Origin of the sequence: Frateuria hangzhouensis, assembly GCF_026410505.1 — a bacterium.
In the GTDB taxonomy this organism is placed as follows: Bacteria; Pseudomonadota; Gammaproteobacteria; order Xanthomonadales; family Rhodanobacteraceae; genus Frateuria_A; species Frateuria_A hangzhouensis.
Genome location: NZ_JAPMIU010000004.1, coordinates 135,351 through 153,440, shown reverse-complemented (window position 1 = coordinate 153,440; position 18,090 = coordinate 135,351). Strand labels below are relative to the sequence as shown.

Here is an 18,090-nt window from a genome sequence, read left to right as displayed (position 1 = left end):
ATCGCCCACGAGTGGGCTCCTGCAGGAGTGGTCAGCCGAGCATTTCGCCGGCTCCCTGCGCCAGCAGGGCATCGGCTACCGTGCGGCCGAGCGCCTCCGGCTGATCCACCAGACCGCTGGCTTCGGCCCGCACCAGCCGTCCGCTGGCTGCGTCGCCGACCAGCCCGCACAGGTGCAGGCCACGCTCGCCCAGCACGCACCAGGCCGCCACCGGCACCGTGCAGCTGCCGCCGAGCGCATGGTTCATGGCACGCTCGGCACTGACCGTCACGCGCGTGTCGGCATCGTCCAGCGCCGCCAGCAACGCCAGCACGGCCGGCTGGTCGGCGCGCGCCTCGATCCCGATCGCCGCCTGCCCGGGTGCCGGCAACCAGTCCGGCGCGGCCAGCCGCTGGCGGATGCGCGCGGCCAGGCCCAGCCGCTCCAGTCCGGCACAGGCCAGCACGATGGCGTCGTAGTCGCCGGCGTCGAGCTTGGCCAGGCGCGTGTTGACGTTGCCGCGCAGATCGAGCAATTGCAGGTCCGGTCGCGCCGCGCGCAGCTGTGCCTGCCGGCGCAGCGAAGACGTACCCACGCGGGCGCCGTGCGGCAGGTCGGCGAGCGTGGCGTGCTCGCTGCTGACGAAGGCGTCGGCGGCGTCGGCGCGCGGCAGCATCGCCGGCAGCACGAAGCCTGGTTCGAGTTCGGCCGGCACGTCCTTGAGCGAGTGCACCGCCAGCTCCGCGCGGCCTTCCAGCATCGCCACCTCCAGTTCCTTCAGGAACAAGCCCTTGCCGCCGATGCTCGCGAGCGGACGGTCGGCGATCTCGTCGCCGCGGGTGGTCATCGGCACCAGCTCGACCGCCAGGTCCGGATGCACCGCACGCAGCCGCGCGGCGACATGCTCGGCCTGCCACAGCGCGAGCGCGCTTTTGCGGGTGGCGATGCGCAGGAGGGAAACGGCCATCGGGGTTCCGTGCAGGGAAAACAGGTGCGTATTGTCGCGCAGGAGCGCTTGCGCTGCCTTGCCTTGCGACGATCTGTAGGGCGCGGCTCAGCCGGTGCGCAACAGTTTGCGCACCGCCGGCAGGTTGCGCCGGCTCACCTCGGGACTGAATCCGGTACCGGCCAGGCGCGCCAGCACGCGGCCGTCGGGCAGGGTCTTGAGGCCCAGCAGGCGTGGCGCCGGCACCAGGCAATTGCGGTGCAGCCGCACCAGTTGGGCCGGATAGGCCTCCTCGAGCTGGCGCAGCGATTCCTCGATCAGCAGTTCGCCACCGGCGTGGCGTACCACCACGTACTTCTCCTCGGCGAGCAGGCAGACCACCTCGGTCAGCGCGATCCGCACCTGCTCGCCGCGCAGGCGGCCGCGCAGGTAGCCCACCGGCTCGGCCGGCGCGGCGGCCAGGCGCAGGCGGGCGCGCTGCAGGGCCTCGCGCAGGCGTTCCAGCCGCACCGGCTTCAACAGATAGTCGACCGCGCCCAACTCGAAGGCGGTCAAGGCGTGGTTCTCGTAGGCGGTGCAGAAGATCACCTGCGGCCGCGCCTGCCCGGTCAGCCGCGCGGCCAGCGTGGCGCCGTCCAGTCCCGGCATGTTGATGTCCAGCAGGAGCAGGTCCGGCTGCGCCTCGCCGAGGGCGGCCAGTGCGGCCTCGCCGTCGGCCACGCTGCCAGCCAGCGCCACGTCCTCGCATTCGCCCAGCAGGGCGGCCAGGCGGGCGCGCGCCAGCGGTTCGTCGTCGACGATCAGCACGCGCATCAGGCGTCCTCCGCCGGCGGTGGATCGAGCGGCAGGCGCAGTTGCACCACGAAGCGGTCTTGCTGCGGGCCGGCCGCGACCGTGGCGCGTGCGCCGTAGCGCCAGGCCACCCGCTGGCGCACGTTGGTGAGGCCGTGGCCGTGCCCCGGCGTGCCCGGCCCCGGCGGCAACGGGTTGCCGATCTCGATGTGCAGCGCGCGCTCGGCCACGTGGCCGCGCAGCACGACCTCGCCGCCCTCGCGCAACGGCTGGACGCCGTGGCGCACGGCGTTTTCCACCAGCGGTTGCAGCAACAGGCGCGGCAGCGGGTAATCCGCCGGCAGGCCGTCGAGCTCGCGGCGCACGCGCAGGCGCTCGCCCAGGCGCAACTGCTCGATGGCCAGGTAGCGCTCGATCAGCGTCAGCTCCTCGCCCAGCGTGCCTTCGTGTCCCGGTTGGCCCCTTTCCGAATGGCCGAGTGCCGCCCGGAACAGTTCGCACAGGTCCTCGATGGTGCGCTCGGCGGCCGCCGGATCGACCCGCACCAGCGCGGCCACCGTATTCATGCTGTTGAACAGGAAATGCGGCCGGATGCGCGCCTGCAATGCATCGACCTTCGCGTGCGCCACCGCCGCCAGCCGTGCCTGCCACTGCGCCAGCACGTAGAAGTAGCGCAGCATCGCCGCCCCGAGCAGCGCGGTGATCAGCAGGTTGTCGCGCACGAACGCCGCCGGCGTGGTGTGCACCAGATCCAGTTGCAAGGCGATGTCCATCCAGCGCGCCACCACGCTGGCGAGGGCGACCACCAGCTCGATCAGCAGCCACACGCCGGCATACGGCATCCAGCCGCCCAGCCGCTGCAGCCATCGCCGCGCGTAGCACAACGCCAGCGCGATCAGCACCGACAGCCAGGTGACGAACAGCATACCGACGCTGTAGCCGCGCCAGCCGCGCGCGTTGTCCGGCGCCAGCCACATCAGCGTGACGGTGAGCGCGCCCACCGCGAACAGCGCAGCCACGGCCGGCAGCCGGCAGAAGTCCGGCAATGGCGTGGTCGGGCGGGAGGTGCGGCTCATGTGCTCCAGTATGCCGGCAACGTAGCGCGCATTTGCTCCCTCTTCCCCGCTGCAGGTCGAGGAGAGGGGGTCTTTCGCTTTTTGCCTGGGAAGGTTCGTGGCAAGAGCGGCCCCTCACCCCAGCCCTCTCCCCGGAGGGGAGAGGGAGCTTTAGCTGAGGCGTGGGGTGAGCCAGTGGCGCAGGTCGGCGATTTCCTCGGCGCAGACCGAATGCGGCATCGGGTAGGTGTGCCAGTCGATCGCGTAGTCCAGGGCTTCCAGCAGCAACCGGGAATCGAGCCCGCGCTGCAGCACCACCACCGGGTCGGCGCTGCCGTGGCCCCAGAAGATCGGCACTGGCGCGTTGGCGGCGCTGCGCTCGGACGCCAGCGTGGTGCTGATCGGCAGGTAGGTCGACAGCGCCACGATGCCCGCCAGCGGACGGGCGTGGCGCAGGCCGGCGGCCAGCGCGATGGCGCCGCCTTGCGAGAAGCCGGCCAGCACGATCCGCTCGCTGGGCACGCCGCGATCGTGTTCGCGCGCGATCAGCGCCTCCACCGCCTCGATCGAACGCCGGATGCCCGCCTCGTCCTGCGGCGCCCGCGCGTCGAAGCCGAAGATGTCGTACCAGGCGCGCATCGGCACGCCGCCATTGATGCTCACCGGCTGCACCGGGGCGTGCGGGAACACGAAGCGCAGCGCCGGCCAGGCCGGATCCACCAGCTCCGGCACGATCGGCGCGAAATCGTTGCCGTCGGCGCCCAGCCCGTGCAGCCAGATCACGCTGTGGCGCGGTTCGGGGCCGGTTTCGTGTTCGACGCTGGGAAGCAGGCTCATGGGCATACCGGTGGGTTGGGCAGACTGCCCAGTCTCGCCCATGCGTCATGCCGCCGCCATACGGACCGCGCCCTCGCCGGGACTTCCGGCGCTTGCGGCGCAGGCCCGCTTGGCTATGCTCGGGTGCTTTGCGACAAGCGGAGCACCCCCATGCGTCGACTTTTCCTGGCTGGCCTGGCCGCCCTCACCGCGTTGCCCGCGATGGCGGCCACGCCCGCGGCGCCGCTGGACCTGGAAACCATCATGGCCAATCCCGACTGGATCGGGCAGGCGGTGGAATCGCCGTACTGGAGTGCCGACGGCCAGGCGATCTATTACCGGCTCAAGCGCGACGGCAGCAACGTGCGCGACCTGTACCGGGTCGATCCGGCGACCGGCCGCAGCGAGAAACTCGATCCGGCCGCGATCGCCCAGGCCGATGGTCCGGCGGTGTACGACCGCACGCACCGCTATGCCGCGTTCGTGCGCCACGGCGACGTGTTCCTGCGCACGCTGGCCGACGGTCGCACCGTGCAGGTCACGCAGACCGTGGAGGACGAATCGGCGCCGCAGTTCTCCGCCGACAGCCGCGCCCTGCAATACCGCTCGGGCAACGACTGGTACCGCTACGACCTCGCCCGCGGGGTCAGCGCGCCGGTGGCGGTGCTGAAGTTTTCCGACGATCCGGACAAGAAGAGCAACGATGCGCTCGAAGCCGGGCAGTTGAAGCTGTTCTCCACCCTGCGCCAGCTCGAGGCCGACAAGCAGGCCGAGAAAGCCAACGCCAGGGCGCTGGCCGCCGCCGACCCGGGCCGCGCGTCGCAACCGTTCTGGCTGGGCGACAAGATCGTGGCGGTGGACACCGAGCTGTCGCCCGACGGCCGCTGGCTGCTGGTGGTCACGCGGCCGAAGAGCTACGAGTCCGGCCGTCATCCCAAGGTGACCCATTACGTAAGCGACTCGGGCTACGCCGAGACCGAGGATGCGCGCGTCTACGTCGGCCGCGACGACCCGGCGGCGCAATCGCTGTTGTTGCTGGACCTGCACGCCCACCGGCATTACGCGGTGCCGACCGACAATCTCCCCGGCATCAAGGACGACCCGCTTGCGGCCATCCGCGCGCGGACGATCGCGGCCCTGAAGAAGGGCGGCAAGGGTGACCAGGCCAAGGCGCTCAAGGCGCCCGACGTACGCCCGGTGCGCATCGTCTCCAGCGCCGAGGACGGCGGTGGCGGCGGCATCGTGTGGAGCGAGGACGGCAGCAACCTGGCCATCCAGTTGCGCGCGATCGACAACAAGGACCGCTGGATCGCCAGCGTCGACTTCACCCGCCACGCGCTGGTCAACCAGCAGCGGCTGCACGACGACGCCTGGATCAACTGGAACTTCAACGATTTCGGCTGGCTCAAGGACGGCCGCACGCTGTGGTACCTGTCCGAGGAAACCGGCTACTCGCAGCTCTACATCAAATCGCTGGACGGCAAGGCCAGGGCGCTGACCCACGGCAAATTCGAAGTCAGCCACCCGCAACTGTCCGGGGACGGGCGCTGGTTCTACCTGCGCACCAATCAGGTCGCGCCCTACAGCTACGACGTCTACCGCGTGTCCAGCGGCGGCGGCGAGCTGGCCCGCGTCACGCACTACCAGGGCATGGACGAGTTCCAGCTGTCGCCTGACGGCAGCCGGCTGGCGGTGCTGCATTCGGCGCCTTACCGGCTTTCGCAGCTGGCGGTGCAGCCGGCCGCCGGCGGCGCCGCGCGCGAACTGACCGACACCATGAAGCGTGCCTTCACCGCGCGCGACTGGATCGAGCCGAAGATCGTGCAGGTACCCTCCAGCCATGGCGCCGGCACCATCTACGCCAAGTTCTACGGCCCGGCGGACGACCACGCGACCTCGCGCCCGGCGGTGCTCTTCGTGCACGGCGCCGGTTACACCCAGGACGTCACCCTGGGCTGGAGCTACTACTTCCGCGAGCAGATGTTCCACAACCTGCTGGTGCGCAAGGGCTACGTGGTGCTGGACATGGACTACCGCGCCTCCGAGGGCTACGGCCGTGACTGGCGCGACGCGATCTACCGCCAGATGGGGCATCCGGAACTGGAGGATCTGCTCGACGGCAAGGCCTGGCTGGTCAAGCACCACCATGTCGACCCCCGGCGCGTGGGGATCTACGGCGGCAGCTACGGCGGCTTCATGACCGAAATGGCGCTCTTGCGCGCGCCGGGCGAATTCGCCGCCGGTGCCGCGCTGCGCCCGGTCAGCGACTGGCGGCTGTATAACCACGAATACTCCGCCAACATCCTCAACGACCCGCAGCTGGATCCGCACGCTTACGACATCAGCTCGCCGATCACCTACGCCGACCAGCTGGCCGATCCGTTGCTGATCGAGCACGGGCTGATCGACGACAACGTGCTGGCGGCCGATTCGATCCGCCTGTACCAGCGCTTCATCGAGCTGCACAAGAAGGATTTCTGGATGTCGCTGTACCCGATGGAGCGGCACGGCTTCGTGCACCCGGACTCGTGGCACGACGAGTACCGCCGCATCGATGAGCTGTTCGATACGTACGTCAAGCCCGCGAGGTAGGCGCTGGCTGGCCCCTCTCACGTCGGGAGCGGGCGATCGTAGGGTGGGCTTCAGCCCACCACCGTTTCCCACGAGGTTGCCCGGTGGGCTGAAGCCCACCCTACACCAACGGGGTTACGACCAGGCGGCGATCAGCAGCAGCACGAAGCCGGCCACCGCGATCAGCGCATGTCCCACCACCATCCACTTCGGCAGCGCCAGCCGGTTCCAGTGGTAACCCAGGTTCATGACGATGCCGCCGGCGGCCGCCAGCAGGAACAGCAGCAGCCCGAGCTGTGCCAGCCCCGGCAGGCCTACGGTGAAGTAGTCATAGACCAGCAGGGTGACGGCGGCGCCGGCAATGAAGCCGTGCCCCATCGCCAGTCAGGTCGGCGGATGCGGCTTGCCGGCGAAGCGGATGGCGGCCATCAGCAGGCCACCCAGCGCGGCCAGCGCCAGCAGCACCACTGCAGTGCGCATGCTCAACATCGGTTCCATCGCCTGCCCTCCCCGGGTTGTCCCGATGGCGGAGGATGGTCGGGGCGCGCTCGTGACGCGCGCGTCAGGCCGACAGCGGCATCCTCTCGAAATAGCGCCCGGGCGACTGCCCGAAGCTGCGCCGGAACATCGCCACGAAGGCGCTGACGCTGGCATAGCCCAGCGCGTCGGCGACCTGGCTGACGGCGGTGCCGTCGGCGAGCAGCTCCAGTGCATGGCCCAGCCGTGCCTGTTGCCGCCACTGGGCGAAGCTGGCGCCGGTCTCGCGACGGAACAGCCGGCTCAGGTTGCGTGCCGACAGCCCGGCCCAGGCGGCCCAGTCCTCCAGGCTGCGGTCTTCCTGCGGGTGCTCCAGCACCGCGTGGGCGATGCGCAGCACGCGGCGATCGCTGGGCAGGTTCAGTTGCGGAGGCAATTGCGGCGCGCGGCGCAGTTCGTCCAGCAGCACCGTCAACAGCCGCTCCTGCTGCGCGTCCAGTTCGTCCAGCATGGTCCAGTCGGCCGCGCGCAGCACCAGCGCGCGCATCAGGTCATTGGCGCCCAGCACGCAGGTGTGGTCGGGCAGCCCGGCCGCCGCCTGCGGCGCCACGAACACACCCCAGCCGCACAATGCCGAGGACATGCGCACGGTGTGCGGCTCGCCCGGCGGCATCCAGCCGACCCGTTGCGGCGGCAGCGCCCAGGCGCCCTCGCGCGTGCGGATGCTGACCATGCCGCGCTCGACGTAGAAGAACTGGCCGCGCACGTGGGTGTGCCAGTCGCTCTCCTCCACGTGCGGCTGGTGCTCGCCCGAGCCGTCCACCAGGAAGGCGATCAGCGGCGGGCCGCCGGCGTTCTCGATGCGTTCGAACATGGCCTCGTCGTGGGACATGGCAGGTTCTCGATAAAAGTTGACCGAATGACGATAACGCGCCACCCGCGTCGATACTAGCCTGATCTACCCGACGTTCCAGGAGTCCCGTGGCCTCGACCACGGGTTTCCCATGCGCAGTGGCGCATCGCTTCCGAGGAGAGCACCCCATGTCCCGTCCGACCCACATCCTGCCGGCCGAGCAGGCGCTGCCGCGTTTCGCCGAGTGCGCCCGGCGCATGCTTGACCCGGCCACGTCCGAACCGCTGCGCCGCGAACTGGAATCGCAACTGCTGCGCCTGCTGCCGGTCGTGCGCGCGCTGGGCCTGTTCGAGCTGTTCGACGTGCGCGACCGCGCGCTGGCCGCGCTGCTGCGCGACGAAATGGCCGTGCATGATGGGTTGTCCGCGGCCGCCTGAGGACCGCCGTCGGTCAGGCCGGCACGCCGGCCTGCTCCAGCTCCGCGGCGATGCGCGCGAAGCTGGCCGCGGTAGCGGCGTCCTCCGGCACGAAAAAGAACCCCGTGGCGCCATCGGCGCGGCCATCGCGCAGCGGCATGCGCACCGAATGGGCGCGCACGTCGCCGAAATCGGGATGGAAGAAATGCGCGGTCCAGGTGCTCAGCGGCGCCAGCTGCTGGCGCCCCCAGTATTCGACGAACTGCGGACTGGCCCGGCTCAACGCCTCGATCAGTTGTTCGAAGCGCGGGTCGTCCGGGTGCGCCGCGTGGTTGACGCGAAAGATGCCCAGCAGGTTGAGCATCCCCGGCTCGAAACAGGGCGCGTACAGCCGCCGTCGCGCCGGATTCATGAAGGCGTTCCAAAGATGATTGTGCGCCAGCGCGCCGCGGAAATCGCCGAAGTCGTACAGGTGCTGGGCCAGCCGGTTCCAGGCCAGCACGTCGAATACCGGATCGATCACGAACGCCGGCGCCCGGTACAGCTCGAGCATGCCGGCCATGGCCGGTGGCAGCTCCGGCTGCGCGGCCGTCGGTTCGGCGCGCGGCACGCCGGCCAGAGCGAACAGGTAAGACTCGTCGGTGGCATCCAGCGCCAGCGCGCGGGCGATGCGGCCCAACGCCGCGGCCGACACGTTGATGGCGCGGCCCTGTTCGAGCCAGGTGTACCAGGTCACGCCCACCCCGGCGAGGGTGGCTACTTCCTCGCGGCGCAGGCCCGGCGTGAGCCGTCGGCCACGCGGCAGGCCGGCCGCCTCCGGCGCCAGCGCGGCGCGGCGCGCCCGCAGGAAGGCCTTCAGCTCGGAACGCTGTCGGGTCAGTTCCATGGACAGTCCCAGGGGGAAGGGGCTTGCCGTATCCGGGATCGCCGGATGCCGGGTAGTAGTGAGAGTAACAGCAGTACCGGCTGCCTTCCGCCAACGAGTGCAGGTGACGTACGGTTGATGCTCCCCCCGTACCCGACCGCGTGCAATGCGCGGACCGATGCCGGCCTCGCGAAGCCGGCATGTCACGCCGCGGCCCTGCCGCGCGTCCTCGCCAGTGCAGACAAGACCAAGGAGCATGCCGATGCCGTTGCTTCCCGTTTCCGTTCCCGTCCCCGATACCGATGCGCTCACCGACTTCGTGGTGCATGCCCAACTGATGCTGGACCCGGCCACCCCCGAGCCGTTGCGGCGCGAAGCCGAACCGCGCCTGCTCGCGCAGTTGCCGACCCTGCATGCGCTGGGCGTGTTCGAGCTGTTCGCCATCCGCGACCCGGCGCTGGCGGCGCTGGTGCGCGACGAAATGGCTACGCTGCGCGCCTGAATGCTTGCCTGCGCAAATGCATCCAGCGAGACAGTTGCCTTGACAACTATCTGCGCGGCAATAGAATGCGCGGCATGGAAAATGACTCGCCCGCCTTTGCCGCGTCCCAGGAGAGCCTGGGCGTCCTGCTCGGCCTGGTGCGCACGGAGATCGTGCGCGCCATGGAGGCGGAGCTGGCGGCGGCGGGCGTGGAGTTGCGTTTCACCCAGTTCCTGATCCTCAAGCGGCTGGCCCGGCTCGGTCCGATGTCCGCCTCGGAGCTGGCCCGCGCGGTCGAGCTCGATGGCGGCGCCATGACCCGGCAACTCGACCACCTCGAAGGGCGCGGCTACCTGCGGCGCTGCCCGCATGAACAGGACCGCCGCGCCCTGCGCATCGAGCTGACCGACCAGGGCAACGCCTTGTGGCAGCAGTTGACCGACTGCAACGAGCGCGTGCTGGGCGCGGCGCAGCGCTCGCTCGGCGAGGCCGAGCGCCGCCGCCTGCACGATTACCTGACGCGCGTACTGCACGCGTTGCGCGACAAAGACTGACCCTCACCCGGAACCCCATACCATGCGTCTGCAATCCCTTGCGGCGGCCACCGCACTGACCCTCGTTCTGGCCGGCTGCGCCAGCAGCGGCGGCCTGCACCCGGACGGCAAGCTGCTCGAGCCGTCCGCGCTGCAGGCCCGGCACAGCCTCGCCGCGCACGCCGACGCCGATGCCGCCTGGCCGGCCGCCGACTGGTGGACCGGCCTGGGCGATTCGCAGCTGGATGCGCTGATCGCCGAGGCGCTGGCGAACAACCCCGGCCTGGCCGCGGCCGACGCGCGCGCGCGCCAGGCGCAGGCCGCCGCCGGCATCGCCGACGCCGCGCGCGGCCCCAGCGTGAACGCGGGCGCCGCGGTCTCCGGCGCGCACCTGCCCGCCACCGTGATGCCCTCGGACGTGGGTGGCGGCCACTTCGCCTGGGCCAAGTACGGCTACCTGAGCTTCAACTGGGGCCTGGACCTGTGGGGCGGCAAGCGCGCCGCCTGGGAAGCGGCGGTCGGCCAGGGCCGCGCCGCCGAGGTCGAGGCGCGCGCCGCGCGCATCGAGCTGTCGGCCAACGTGGCGCGCGCCTACGCGCAACTGGGTTATGCCTACGCGCAACAAGACGTGGCCGAGGCCGAACTGGAGCGTGCCCACAAGGCGCGCGAGCTGACCGCCCAGCGCGTCCATGCCGGGATCGACAGCAAACTGCAGCTGCGCCAGGGCGATGCCGAAGTGGCCGGCGCCGAACAGCAGCTTGCGCTCGCCAGCCGGGCGATCGACGCGGCCCGTTCGGCGTTGTCGGTGCTGCTGGGCAAAGGCCCGGATCGCGGCCTGGACATCGCCCGTCCTCAGCTGCTCGCGCCAGCGCAGCTGGCCGCGCCGGCCAACCTGCCGGTGGACCTGCTGGGCCATCGCGCCGACCTGGTTGCCGCGCGCTGGCGCGTCGAGGCGGCGGCCAGCGACATCAAGAGCGCCAAGACCCAGTTCCTGCCCAACGTCGACATCGGCGCGCTGGCCGGCCTGGTCGCCATGGGCAGCACCAACCTGTTGCAGGCGCCGGCGCGCTTCTACCAGGTCGGCCCGTCGCTGAGCCTGCCGATCTTCGACGGCGGCCGGCTGCGCGCCAACCTTTCGGCCAGCGACGCGCAGTACGACCTGGCGGTGGCGCAGTACAACCGCACCCTGGTCGGTGCGCTCAACCAGGTCGCCGACGACTACGCCGCGCAGCAGTCGCTGGTCACCCAGATCGACGCGCAGCAGCGCGCGCTGGATGCCGCCAACGATGCCTGGCGCCTGGCGCAGCAGCGCTACGAGGCCGGCGTGGGCAGCTACCTGGAAGCGCTCAGCGTGCGCCAGCAACTGCTGGTCGCCGAGCAGCGCATGGCCGCGCTCGAGGCGCAGCAGGTCGACCTCTCCGTGCAGCTGATCCAGGCCCTTGGCGGTGGTTACCGCCCCGATGCCGTCGACAGCGCCACTCCCGCATCCACCCCCGCTCAATCCTGAAGGCTCTTCCATGTCCAGCCAGCCTGTTTCCCAACTGAACGAAGACGCCGCCGCGCCCGCCCCGAACCGGCCGGCCGCCAAGAACAAACGCGGTTTTCTGCTGCGCGCGCTCGGCGTGGTGGTGCTGCTCGCCCTGATCGGCTGGGGCCTGTGGTACTACCTCGACGGCCGCTGGTACGAAGGTACCGACGATGCGTACGTCAACGGCAACATCGTGCAGATCACCCCGCAGATCCCCGGCACCGTGGTCTCGATCGGTGCCGACGACGGCGACCGCGTCAAGGCCGGCCAGGTACTGATCAAGCTCGATCCCAGCAATGCCGAAGTGGCGCTGGCCGAGGCCCGCGCCAATCTCGCCGGCACCGTGCGCAAGGTGCGCGGCCTGTACAGCACCGTCAGCGGCGCGCAGGCCGACGTGGCCGCGCGCAAGGTGGCGGTGGCCAAGGCGCGTGCCGACTACGACCGTCGCCGCGACCTGGCCAAGTCCGGCGCGATCTCGGCCGAGGAACTGGCGCACGCCCGCGACGAACTGACCTCCGCGCAGAGCGCCCTGACCGCCGCCACCCAGCAGTACCAGACCAGCAAGGTGCTGGTGGACGACACCGTGGTCGCCTCCCATCCGGACGTCCAGACGGCCGCGGCCAGGCTGCGTGCCGCCTACCTGGACGATCTGCGCACCACGATCGTGGCGCCCGTCGATGGCTACGTCGCCAAGCGCGGCGTGCAGCTGGGCCAGCGTGTGGCGCCGGGCACGCCGCTGATGGCGGTGGTGCCGCTGGGCGAGGCGTGGATCGATGCCAACTTCAAGGAAACCCAGCTCGCCCACATGCGCATCGGCCAGCCGGTGGAGATCCACGCCGACGTCTACGGCGGCGACGTGACCTACAAGGGCATGGTGCAGAGCCTGGGCGTGGGCACCGGCAGCGCCTTCTCGCTGCTGCCGGCTCAGAACGCCACCGGCAACTGGATCAAGATCGTCCAGCGCGTGCCGGTGCGGGTGGTGTTCACCGACCCGCAGCAGCTGGACAAGCATCCGCTGCGCATCGGCCTGTCCTCCGACGTCACGGTCGACCTGCACGACCAGCGCGGCGCGATGCTGGCGCCCGAGCCGCCGACCCGCCCGGCCTTCAGTACCGACGTGTACGAACAGCAGTTGCACAAGGCCGACGACCTGATCGCGAAGATCATCCACGCGAACATGGCCGGCAGCGGCAAGGCCTCCAGCGACAAGTAAGCGAAAGCTCCCTCCCCTGCATGCAGGGGAGGGTTGGGGAGGGGTCACGCTTTCCGGCAAGCCCGAGCAACCCCCTCCCAGCCTCCCCCTGCGAGCAGGGGGAGGGGCCATTCACCCCGGACACCACGCAGCCCATGACCAGCCAATTCCGTCCGCCCAGCATGGCGATCACCACGATCGGCATCTCGCTGGCCACCTTCATGCAGGTGCTGGACACCACGATCGCCAACGTGTCGCTGCCGACCATCGCCGGCAATCTCGGCGTGAGCGTGAACCAGAGCACCTGGGTAATCACCTCCTTCGCCGTCAGCATGGCCATCTCGCTGCCGTTGACCGGCTTCCTGACCCGCCGTTTCGGCGAGATCAAGCTGTTCATCTGGTGCACGCTGCTGTTCGCGCTGACCTCGTTCCTGTGCGGCGTGTCGCAGAGCATGGAGATGCTGATCGTGTTCCGCACCCTGCAGGGCGCGGTGGCCGGCCCCATGTACCCGATCACGCAGAGCCTGCTGATCTCGATCTACCCGCCGGCCAAACGCGGCATGGCATTGGCGCTGCTGGCAATGGTCACGGTGGTGGCACCGATCGCCGGCCCGATCCTGGGCGGCTGGATCACCGACAACTATTCCTGGCCGTGGATCTTCTTCATCAACGTGCCGATCGGCATCTTCGCCAGCATGGTGGTGGGCAACCAGATGCGCGGGCGAACCGACAAGACCGAACGGCCGCGGGTGGACTACGTCGGCCTGATCACACTGATCATCGGCGTCGGCGCGCTGCAGGTGGTGCTGGACAAGGGCAACGACGAGGACTGGTTCAACTCCACCTTCATCATCGTCACCAGCATCGTTTCGGTGATCGCGCTGGCGATCTTCCTGATCTGGGAGTTGACCGACAAGGATCCGATCGTCGACCTGAAGCTGTTCCGCCACCGCAACTTCACCTACGGCACGATCGGGCTGGTGCTGGCCTACGCGGCGTTCTTCGCGATGAGCCTGCTGATGCCGCTGTGGCTGCAGCGCAACCTCGGCTACACGGCGACCTGGGCCGGCTACGCCACCGCGCCGATCGGCGTGCTGCCAGTACTGCTGACCTTCTTCGTGGGCAAGTTCGCACCCAAGTTCGACCTGCGCGCGGTGGCCTCGGTGGCCTTCGTGGTGCTGGGCGTCACCTGCTTCATGCGCTCGGACTTCTACATCGGCATCGACTTCTACCACGTGGCGCTGGTGCAACTGATCCAGGGGCTGGGCGTGGCGTTGTTCTTCATGCCGATCCTGACCATCCTGCTGTCGGACCTGCAGCAGAACGAGATCGCGTCGGGCTCGGGCCTGGCCACCTTCCTGCGCACGCTGGGCGGCAGTTTTTCCGCCTCGCTCACGACGCTGTTCTGGGAACGCCGCGCGGTGGCGCATCACGAGCACCTGGTCGAACACGTCACCGCGTACGACCCGGCCACGCGCGCGACGATGAACGCGATGGGCGATCCGCAGACTGCCGCGGCGATGATCAACCAGATGGCCACCCAGCAGGGCTACCAGATCTCCTTCAACGAGATCTTCCACGTGCTCGGCTGGATCTTCATCAGCCTGGTGCTGGTGATCTGGCTGACCCGGCCGCCGTTCGTCGCCAAGGCCGGCCCCGCGGCCAGCGGCGGGCACTGACGGCGCAGATCCCGTCGGCAGGAGCGCACGCGGTGCGCTCCTGCCGACCGGTCGGTATCAGAGATCGAAACCGACGCCGACCAGCGCCATCGTCTCGCCGCGATTGGGGCCATTGATCCCGCCATTGGAAACGTGCCGCAGCTGAAAGCTCAGATGCTCGCCCTGCCAGCCCAGCGTGCTGACGAACTGGTAGTGGCTCGACAGCGCCTGGGTGGTGTGGTTGATGCCGGCGAGCTGGAAGCTGAAGAACAGCGGGCGGTACCAGGCGTCGGGGGCGCCGTAGTGGAAACGCGCGCCGGCGGCCAGCAGTGCCACCGGATCGCGGGCATCGAACTCGGCACCGCGATAACGGGTGACGTCGCGGCTGTCGATCCAGCCGGCGGAGATGTCCGGCGACCAGTCGAGCTGGGCGATGCCCGTCGGATGCGCCGCGAACGTGGCCTCGACGAAGGCGGCGTTGGCACCGTGGTCGTCCATGTAGCTGCGCCCGCCCTGCACTTCCAGGTGGGCGGCGGCGGCGGGCAGGGCCATGGTGGTCAGGAGCAGCGTCAGCGCGACGCGCAAACGCGAAGTAGCGTGGAGCATGGGGGACCTTTCTGGATGGGGGAAGGTTTGTGTACTCGATAGTTTAATTTATCTCGTCGCCAGCGGGTGAAGCACGCGCGTGCATGGTGGGAAACACTGTGTGGCGCGAGCGGCGAGAAAGCGGTTCGTTGCCCGAGCCATCGCGGCTACGCCGGGATCTCGTAGGAGCCCACTTGTGGGCGATGCTCTCTGGTGGCATCAGAGGCAGAAACATTGCCCACAAGTGGGCTCCAGCACATGCCTCGCCGGATGTCCCGGAGCGGGTAGTGGCGGCGGTCAAACCCAGAAAGGAACCCGGCCAACGGCCGGGTTCGGGCTCGCTCGCAGAGTGCCTGTCAGCTAGAAACCCGTGCCCTTGGCCTGGCCGAGGCCCAGCGACGGGCGATCCAGGTCCAGGGCCGCGGCGTCCAGCCGTACCGCGTCCGGATGGGCGTTGCGCAGGGCTTCGCCGAACTTCGACGCATCGCCCACCGCCACCACGTGGGTGGCCGTGATGTCCAGGTGCGCCCTGGCGTAGGCCTGCACCTGCGCCGCCGTCACCGCCTGCACGCGGCCGATGTAGCGGCCGATCTCGGCCAGGTCCACGTTGTAGGTGGCCAGCGCCCCCAGGCGGTCGGCCAGCCCGGCGGTGGTCTCCAGGCTGCGGCCGTAGCTGCCGATCAGGGTGGCCTTGCGCGCGGCCAGTTCGTCGGCCGGCACCGGAGCCTGGCCGAGGCGGGCGAACTGGCCGAGCATCAGGTCGACGACCTTCGCCGCGGACGGGTTCTTGGTCTGCGCCTGGGCCAGCCACATGCCGTTGCCGCGGCGGCCGTCGAGCACGCTGAAGGCGCCGTAGGAAAGGCCGCGCTTGATGCGGATCTCCTCGTTCAACCGCGCCGAGTAGGAATCGCCGAGCACCGCATTGGCCACCGTGCCGGCGTAGTAGCCCGCATCGTTGCGTGGTGGCGCCGCGTGCGCCGCCACCACGCCGGCCTGGCCGGCGCCGGGCTGGTCGATCACCAGCACGGCCGGCAGCTGGCTCTTGCCCATGCCGGCGGGCGCGACGGCCAGCGGAGTCTGCGGCCGCTTCCAGTCGCCGAAGCTCTGTTCGGCCAGCGCCCGCGCCTGCGCCGGGGTGACGTCCCCGGTGAGGATCAGTACCGCGTCGTCCGGTCGGTAGACCGCGGCGTGCATGCGCAGCACGTCGTCGCGCCCGATCGCCTTGAGCGAGGCCGCGGTGCCGGCTGGGGAATGGCCGTAGGCTCCGTCGCCGAACACGGCGCGGCCGGCGCCAAGAATCGCCAGCTGTGTCGGCTGGCTGAGCATCAGGTGCAGGTCGTCCAAAGCCTGGCTGCGCGCGCGTTCCAGCTCGGCCGGGGCGAACGCGGGCTGCAGCGTCACCTGTGCCAGCAGCGCCAGCGCGGCAGGCAGCTTCGGCGTGGTCACGGTGATGCCGACGCTGCTGTGGTCCCAGTCGGCGTCGGCATCGAGCGAACCGCCCAGCGCCTCGGCCGCGGCGGCGATCTGCGGGGCGCTGCGCCCGGCCGCGCCGCGGGTGAGCAGGGTCGCGGTGAGCTTGGCCAGACCGGCCTTGCCGGGCGGATCCATCGCGATGCCGCGGCGCAGCAGCAGCTCGGCGGTGACCAGCGGCAGGCCGTCGCGGCGAATGCTCACCACGCGCAGGCCGTTGGCCAGGGTCTGGCTGGATGGCGTGGGCAACGACAGCGTGGGCGCCGGACCCGGCGCCGGCGGCGTGGCGGGAAAGTCCGTGGTGCCAGCCAGCGCTGGCGCGGCGCACAGGAGCACGGCCGTAAAGACGGCCAGACGAGTGCGGATCAGGCGGTTCATCGGGCACCTCCCCGATGCTTGCCGTCGGCCTTGGCCTGCGGCAGGTAATCGATGGTGACGCTGTGCGCAGCAGTCACGTAGCGCTTGAGCACGCGCTGCACGTCAGCGGCGCTGACCCGCTGCAGTGCCGCCAGGTCGCTGTTGATGCGTGCCGGGTCGCCTTCGATCAGCGCCGCCTGGCCCAGCCCGAAGGCCTTGCCCTGGGCGGTCTGGCGACCCTTCAATTCGCTGGTGAGCAATTGCGTCTTGACCTTGTCCAGTTCCGCCGCCGGAATCGGCTCATCGGCCAGCTTGCCGATTTCCGCACGCAGCAGCTTTTCCGCCTCGGCCGGCGTGTGGCCGCTGGCCAGGATCGCGTAGGCCACGAACAGCCCCGGCCCGACCCGCGCATCGACCTCGGCGCCGGCTTGCTGCGCAACCTGCGCGCGGTACACCAGCGACTGGTAAAGCCGCGACGACTCGCCCTGCGAGAGCAGCGCCGCGGCGACCTGCAGCGGAATGGTGTCGGCATCGCGCGCCGGCGGGATCAGCCAGCTCATCGCCAGCGCCGGCAGCGGTGCGGTGGCGCTGGTCTCGGTATAGCGCTTGTCGGCCGTGCGCGCGGGTTCATGCACGGTGACCTGCGGGATCGGCGTGGCCGGCCTGGGGATCCAGCCGAAGTAGAGGTCGACCCAGGCGTCGAGCTGCTTCGGGTCGAAATCGCCGGCGACGATCAGGGTGGCGTTGTCCGGGCGGTAGAACGTGCGGTGGAAGTCGATCACGTTCTCGAGCGAGGCCGCTTCCAGGTCCGCGATACTGCCGATGGTCGGGCGCTTGTACGGATGCACCGTGAACGAGTGCGGGTCGATCGCGTTGAACAGCTTGCCGTAGGGATTGGCCAGCACGCTCTGGCGGTATTCCTCCTCCACCACGGCGCGCTCGGACTTGAAGTTCTTCTCGTCCACGTTGAGGTTGGAGAGTCGCTCCGCTTCGGCCCACAGCAGTGTCTGGAGGTAATTGCTGGGGATGACCTCGAAGTAGTTGGTGACGTCGTCGCCGGTAGAGGCGTTGTTGGCGCCACCGACGTCTTCGGTGAGCCGGTCCATCTGCTCGGCGTGCATGTGCGCCGTGCTCTTGAACATCAGGTGCTCGAACAGGTGCGCAAAGCCGGAGCGGCCCCGCGGATCGTCCTTCGAGCCGACGTGGTACCAGACCTGCACCGCCACGGTGGGGCTGGCGTGGTCCTCGATGCTGAGCACCTCCAGGCCGTTGGCCAGCGTGCGCTGGTGGTACGGGATGGGCGGCACCGTCAGCTCGGCGGCCGCCAGCGGCGTGCCCGCCATCGCGGCGAGCAGGGGAATGGAAGCCAGCCAGCTGGCCCGGCGCATGCGCATGGACGAATCCCTCCGGTGGAAAGGCAGCACGATAGCAAGCAGGTGTCGGCAACGGATGCAGGACTGATGGGGCAGCCGTGCGGTGCAGGCCATCGGCCTCGACCCCGTCCCGACGCTTGATT

The 18,090-nt window shown here is 69.8% G+C and carries 17 protein-coding genes; 7 read left to right on the top strand and 10 right to left on the bottom strand.

Features of this window, described 5'->3' with window-relative positions; genetic code table 11:
* Window positions 1-31: 31 nt before the first annotated feature.
* The 4 genes from hemC to OSC30_RS05975 all read right to left on the bottom strand — a co-directional run bounded on the left by hemC (window position 32) and on the right by OSC30_RS05975 (window position 3,609).
* Window positions 32-946: a hydroxymethylbilane synthase gene (gene hemC, locus OSC30_RS05990; RefSeq protein ID WP_267170936.1), complete on the bottom strand. Its 915-nt coding sequence runs from the start codon at window positions 944-946 to the stop codon at window positions 32-34.
* 87 nt (window positions 947-1,033) lie between these two features.
* Entirely contained in the window at window positions 1,034-1,738 is a 705-nt protein-coding gene (locus tag OSC30_RS05985; protein WP_267170935.1) for a LytR/AlgR family response regulator transcription factor, read from the bottom strand.
* Complete coding sequence (locus tag OSC30_RS05980; protein WP_267170934.1) at window positions 1,738-2,793, bottom strand: sensor histidine kinase; 1,056 nt, start codon at window positions 2,791-2,793, stop codon at window positions 1,738-1,740. The genes OSC30_RS05985 and OSC30_RS05980 overlap by 1 nt, the downstream gene beginning before the upstream one ends.
* Before the next feature lie 150 nt (window positions 2,794-2,943).
* On the bottom strand, window positions 2,944-3,609 hold the full coding sequence (locus OSC30_RS05975) for an alpha/beta hydrolase (protein ID WP_425474734.1): 666 nt from the start codon (window positions 3,607-3,609) through the stop codon (window positions 2,944-2,946).
* Between the two features lie 150 nt (window positions 3,610-3,759).
* Here OSC30_RS05975 and OSC30_RS05970 point away from each other — a divergent pair, with 150 nt between their 5' ends.
* On the top strand, window positions 3,760-6,180 hold the full coding sequence (locus OSC30_RS05970) for a S9 family peptidase (RefSeq protein WP_267170932.1): 2,421 nt from the start codon (window positions 3,760-3,762) through the stop codon (window positions 6,178-6,180).
* A 114-nt stretch (window positions 6,181-6,294) separates the two neighbouring features.
* On the opposite strand, the gene OSC30_RS05965 is transcribed toward OSC30_RS05970, so the two are convergent.
* A complete protein-coding gene (locus tag OSC30_RS05965) occupies window positions 6,295-6,537 on the bottom strand; it encodes a hypothetical protein (protein ID WP_267170931.1) in 243 nt (80 codons plus the stop codon).
* Window positions 6,538-6,721: 184 nt separating this feature from the next.
* Window positions 6,722-7,528, bottom strand: coding sequence for an AraC family transcriptional regulator (locus OSC30_RS05960; protein WP_267170930.1), 807 nt, complete (start codon window positions 7,526-7,528; stop codon window positions 6,722-6,724).
* A 149-nt stretch (window positions 7,529-7,677) separates the two neighbouring features.
* On the opposite strand from OSC30_RS05960, the gene OSC30_RS05955 reads away from it, so the two are divergent.
* Window positions 7,678-7,926, top strand: coding sequence for a hypothetical protein (locus OSC30_RS05955; protein WP_267170929.1), 249 nt, complete (start codon window positions 7,678-7,680; stop codon window positions 7,924-7,926).
* Window positions 7,927-7,939: 13 nt separating this feature from the next.
* Here OSC30_RS05955 and OSC30_RS05950 read toward each other — a convergent pair whose 3' ends face one another.
* Window positions 7,940-8,791: a helix-turn-helix transcriptional regulator gene (locus OSC30_RS05950; RefSeq protein ID WP_267170928.1), complete on the bottom strand. Its 852-nt coding sequence runs from the start codon at window positions 8,789-8,791 to the stop codon at window positions 7,940-7,942.
* 241 nt (window positions 8,792-9,032) lie between these two features.
* Here OSC30_RS05950 and OSC30_RS05945 point away from each other — a divergent pair, with 241 nt between their 5' ends.
* The 5 genes from OSC30_RS05945 to OSC30_RS05925 all read left to right on the top strand — a co-directional run bounded on the left by OSC30_RS05945 (window position 9,033) and on the right by OSC30_RS05925 (window position 14,183).
* Window positions 9,033-9,272, top strand: a complete 240-nt coding sequence (locus tag OSC30_RS05945) for a hypothetical protein (protein ID WP_267170927.1) — start codon at window positions 9,033-9,035, stop codon at window positions 9,270-9,272.
* A 74-nt stretch (window positions 9,273-9,346) separates the two neighbouring features.
* On the top strand, window positions 9,347-9,805 hold the full coding sequence (locus OSC30_RS05940; RefSeq protein WP_267170926.1) for a MarR family winged helix-turn-helix transcriptional regulator: 459 nt from the start codon (window positions 9,347-9,349) through the stop codon (window positions 9,803-9,805).
* Window positions 9,806-9,827: 22 nt separating this feature from the next.
* Window positions 9,828-11,291, top strand: a complete 1,464-nt coding sequence (locus OSC30_RS05935; RefSeq protein WP_267170925.1) for an efflux transporter outer membrane subunit — start codon at window positions 9,828-9,830, stop codon at window positions 11,289-11,291.
* A 10-nt stretch (window positions 11,292-11,301) separates the two neighbouring features.
* Complete coding sequence (locus OSC30_RS05930; protein WP_267170924.1) at window positions 11,302-12,525, top strand: HlyD/EmrA/EmrK family protein; 1,224 nt, start codon at window positions 11,302-11,304, stop codon at window positions 12,523-12,525.
* 134 nt (window positions 12,526-12,659) lie between these two features.
* The gene (locus OSC30_RS05925) at window positions 12,660-14,183 is read left to right on the top strand and encodes a DHA2 family efflux MFS transporter permease subunit (RefSeq protein WP_267170923.1); all 1,524 of its coding nucleotides are present in this window, start codon (window positions 12,660-12,662) and stop codon (window positions 14,181-14,183) included.
* A gap of 57 nt (window positions 14,184-14,240) precedes the next feature.
* Here the strand turns inward: OSC30_RS05925 and OSC30_RS05920 are convergent, their stop codons facing one another.
* The 3 genes from OSC30_RS05920 to OSC30_RS05910 form a co-directional block, all read right to left on the bottom strand.
* The gene (locus tag OSC30_RS05920) at window positions 14,241-14,768 is read right to left on the bottom strand and encodes an acyloxyacyl hydrolase (RefSeq protein ID WP_267170922.1); all 528 of its coding nucleotides are present in this window, start codon (window positions 14,766-14,768) and stop codon (window positions 14,241-14,243) included.
* A 339-nt stretch (window positions 14,769-15,107) separates the two neighbouring features.
* Window positions 15,108-16,595, bottom strand: a complete 1,488-nt coding sequence (locus OSC30_RS05915) for a M16 family metallopeptidase (RefSeq protein WP_267170921.1) — start codon at window positions 16,593-16,595, stop codon at window positions 15,108-15,110.
* Entirely contained in the window at window positions 16,592-17,968 is a 1,377-nt protein-coding gene (locus OSC30_RS05910) for a M16 family metallopeptidase (RefSeq protein WP_267170920.1), read from the bottom strand. Before OSC30_RS05910 ends, OSC30_RS05915 begins: the two co-directional genes overlap by 4 nt.
* Window positions 17,969-18,090 lie beyond the last annotated feature (122 nt).

Bases quoted from the DNA above. Each gene is read 5' to 3' on its own strand.
- OSC30_RS05970 (WP_267170932.1), top strand. From the start codon at position 3,760: ATGCGTCGACTTTTCCTGGCTGGCCTGGCCGCCCTCACCGCGTTGCCC.
- OSC30_RS05975 (WP_425474734.1), bottom strand. From the start codon at position 3,609: ATGAGCCTGCTTCCCAGCGTCGAACACGAAACCGGCCCCGAACCGCGC.
- OSC30_RS05910 (WP_267170920.1), bottom strand. From the start codon at position 17,968: ATGCGCATGCGCCGGGCCAGCTGGCTGGCTTCCATTCCCCTGCTCGCC.
- OSC30_RS05985 (WP_267170935.1), bottom strand. From the start codon at position 1,738: ATGCGCGTGCTGATCGTCGACGACGAACCGCTGGCGCGCGCCCGCCTG.
- OSC30_RS05955 (WP_267170929.1), top strand. From the start codon at position 7,678: ATGTCCCGTCCGACCCACATCCTGCCGGCCGAGCAGGCGCTGCCGCGT.
- OSC30_RS05960 (WP_267170930.1), bottom strand. From the start codon at position 7,528: ATGTCCCACGACGAGGCCATGTTCGAACGCATCGAGAACGCCGGCGGC.
- OSC30_RS05940 (WP_267170926.1), top strand. From the start codon at position 9,347: ATGGAAAATGACTCGCCCGCCTTTGCCGCGTCCCAGGAGAGCCTGGGC.
- hemC (WP_267170936.1), bottom strand. From the start codon at position 946: ATGGCCGTTTCCCTCCTGCGCATCGCCACCCGCAAAAGCGCGCTCGCG.
- OSC30_RS05925 (WP_267170923.1), top strand. From the start codon at position 12,660: ATGACCAGCCAATTCCGTCCGCCCAGCATGGCGATCACCACGATCGGC.
- OSC30_RS05965 (WP_267170931.1), bottom strand. From the start codon at position 6,537: ATGGGGCACGGCTTCATTGCCGGCGCCGCCGTCACCCTGCTGGTCTAT.
- OSC30_RS05950 (WP_267170928.1), bottom strand. From the start codon at position 8,791: ATGGAACTGACCCGACAGCGTTCCGAGCTGAAGGCCTTCCTGCGGGCG.
- OSC30_RS05945 (WP_267170927.1), top strand. From the start codon at position 9,033: ATGCCGTTGCTTCCCGTTTCCGTTCCCGTCCCCGATACCGATGCGCTC.
- OSC30_RS05915 (WP_267170921.1), bottom strand. From the start codon at position 16,595: ATGAACCGCCTGATCCGCACTCGTCTGGCCGTCTTTACGGCCGTGCTC.
- OSC30_RS05930 (WP_267170924.1), top strand. From the start codon at position 11,302: ATGTCCAGCCAGCCTGTTTCCCAACTGAACGAAGACGCCGCCGCGCCC.
- OSC30_RS05920 (WP_267170922.1), bottom strand. From the start codon at position 14,768: ATGCTCCACGCTACTTCGCGTTTGCGCGTCGCGCTGACGCTGCTCCTG.
- OSC30_RS05935 (WP_267170925.1), top strand. From the start codon at position 9,828: ATGCGTCTGCAATCCCTTGCGGCGGCCACCGCACTGACCCTCGTTCTG.
- OSC30_RS05980 (WP_267170934.1), bottom strand. From the start codon at position 2,793: ATGAGCCGCACCTCCCGCCCGACCACGCCATTGCCGGACTTCTGCCGG.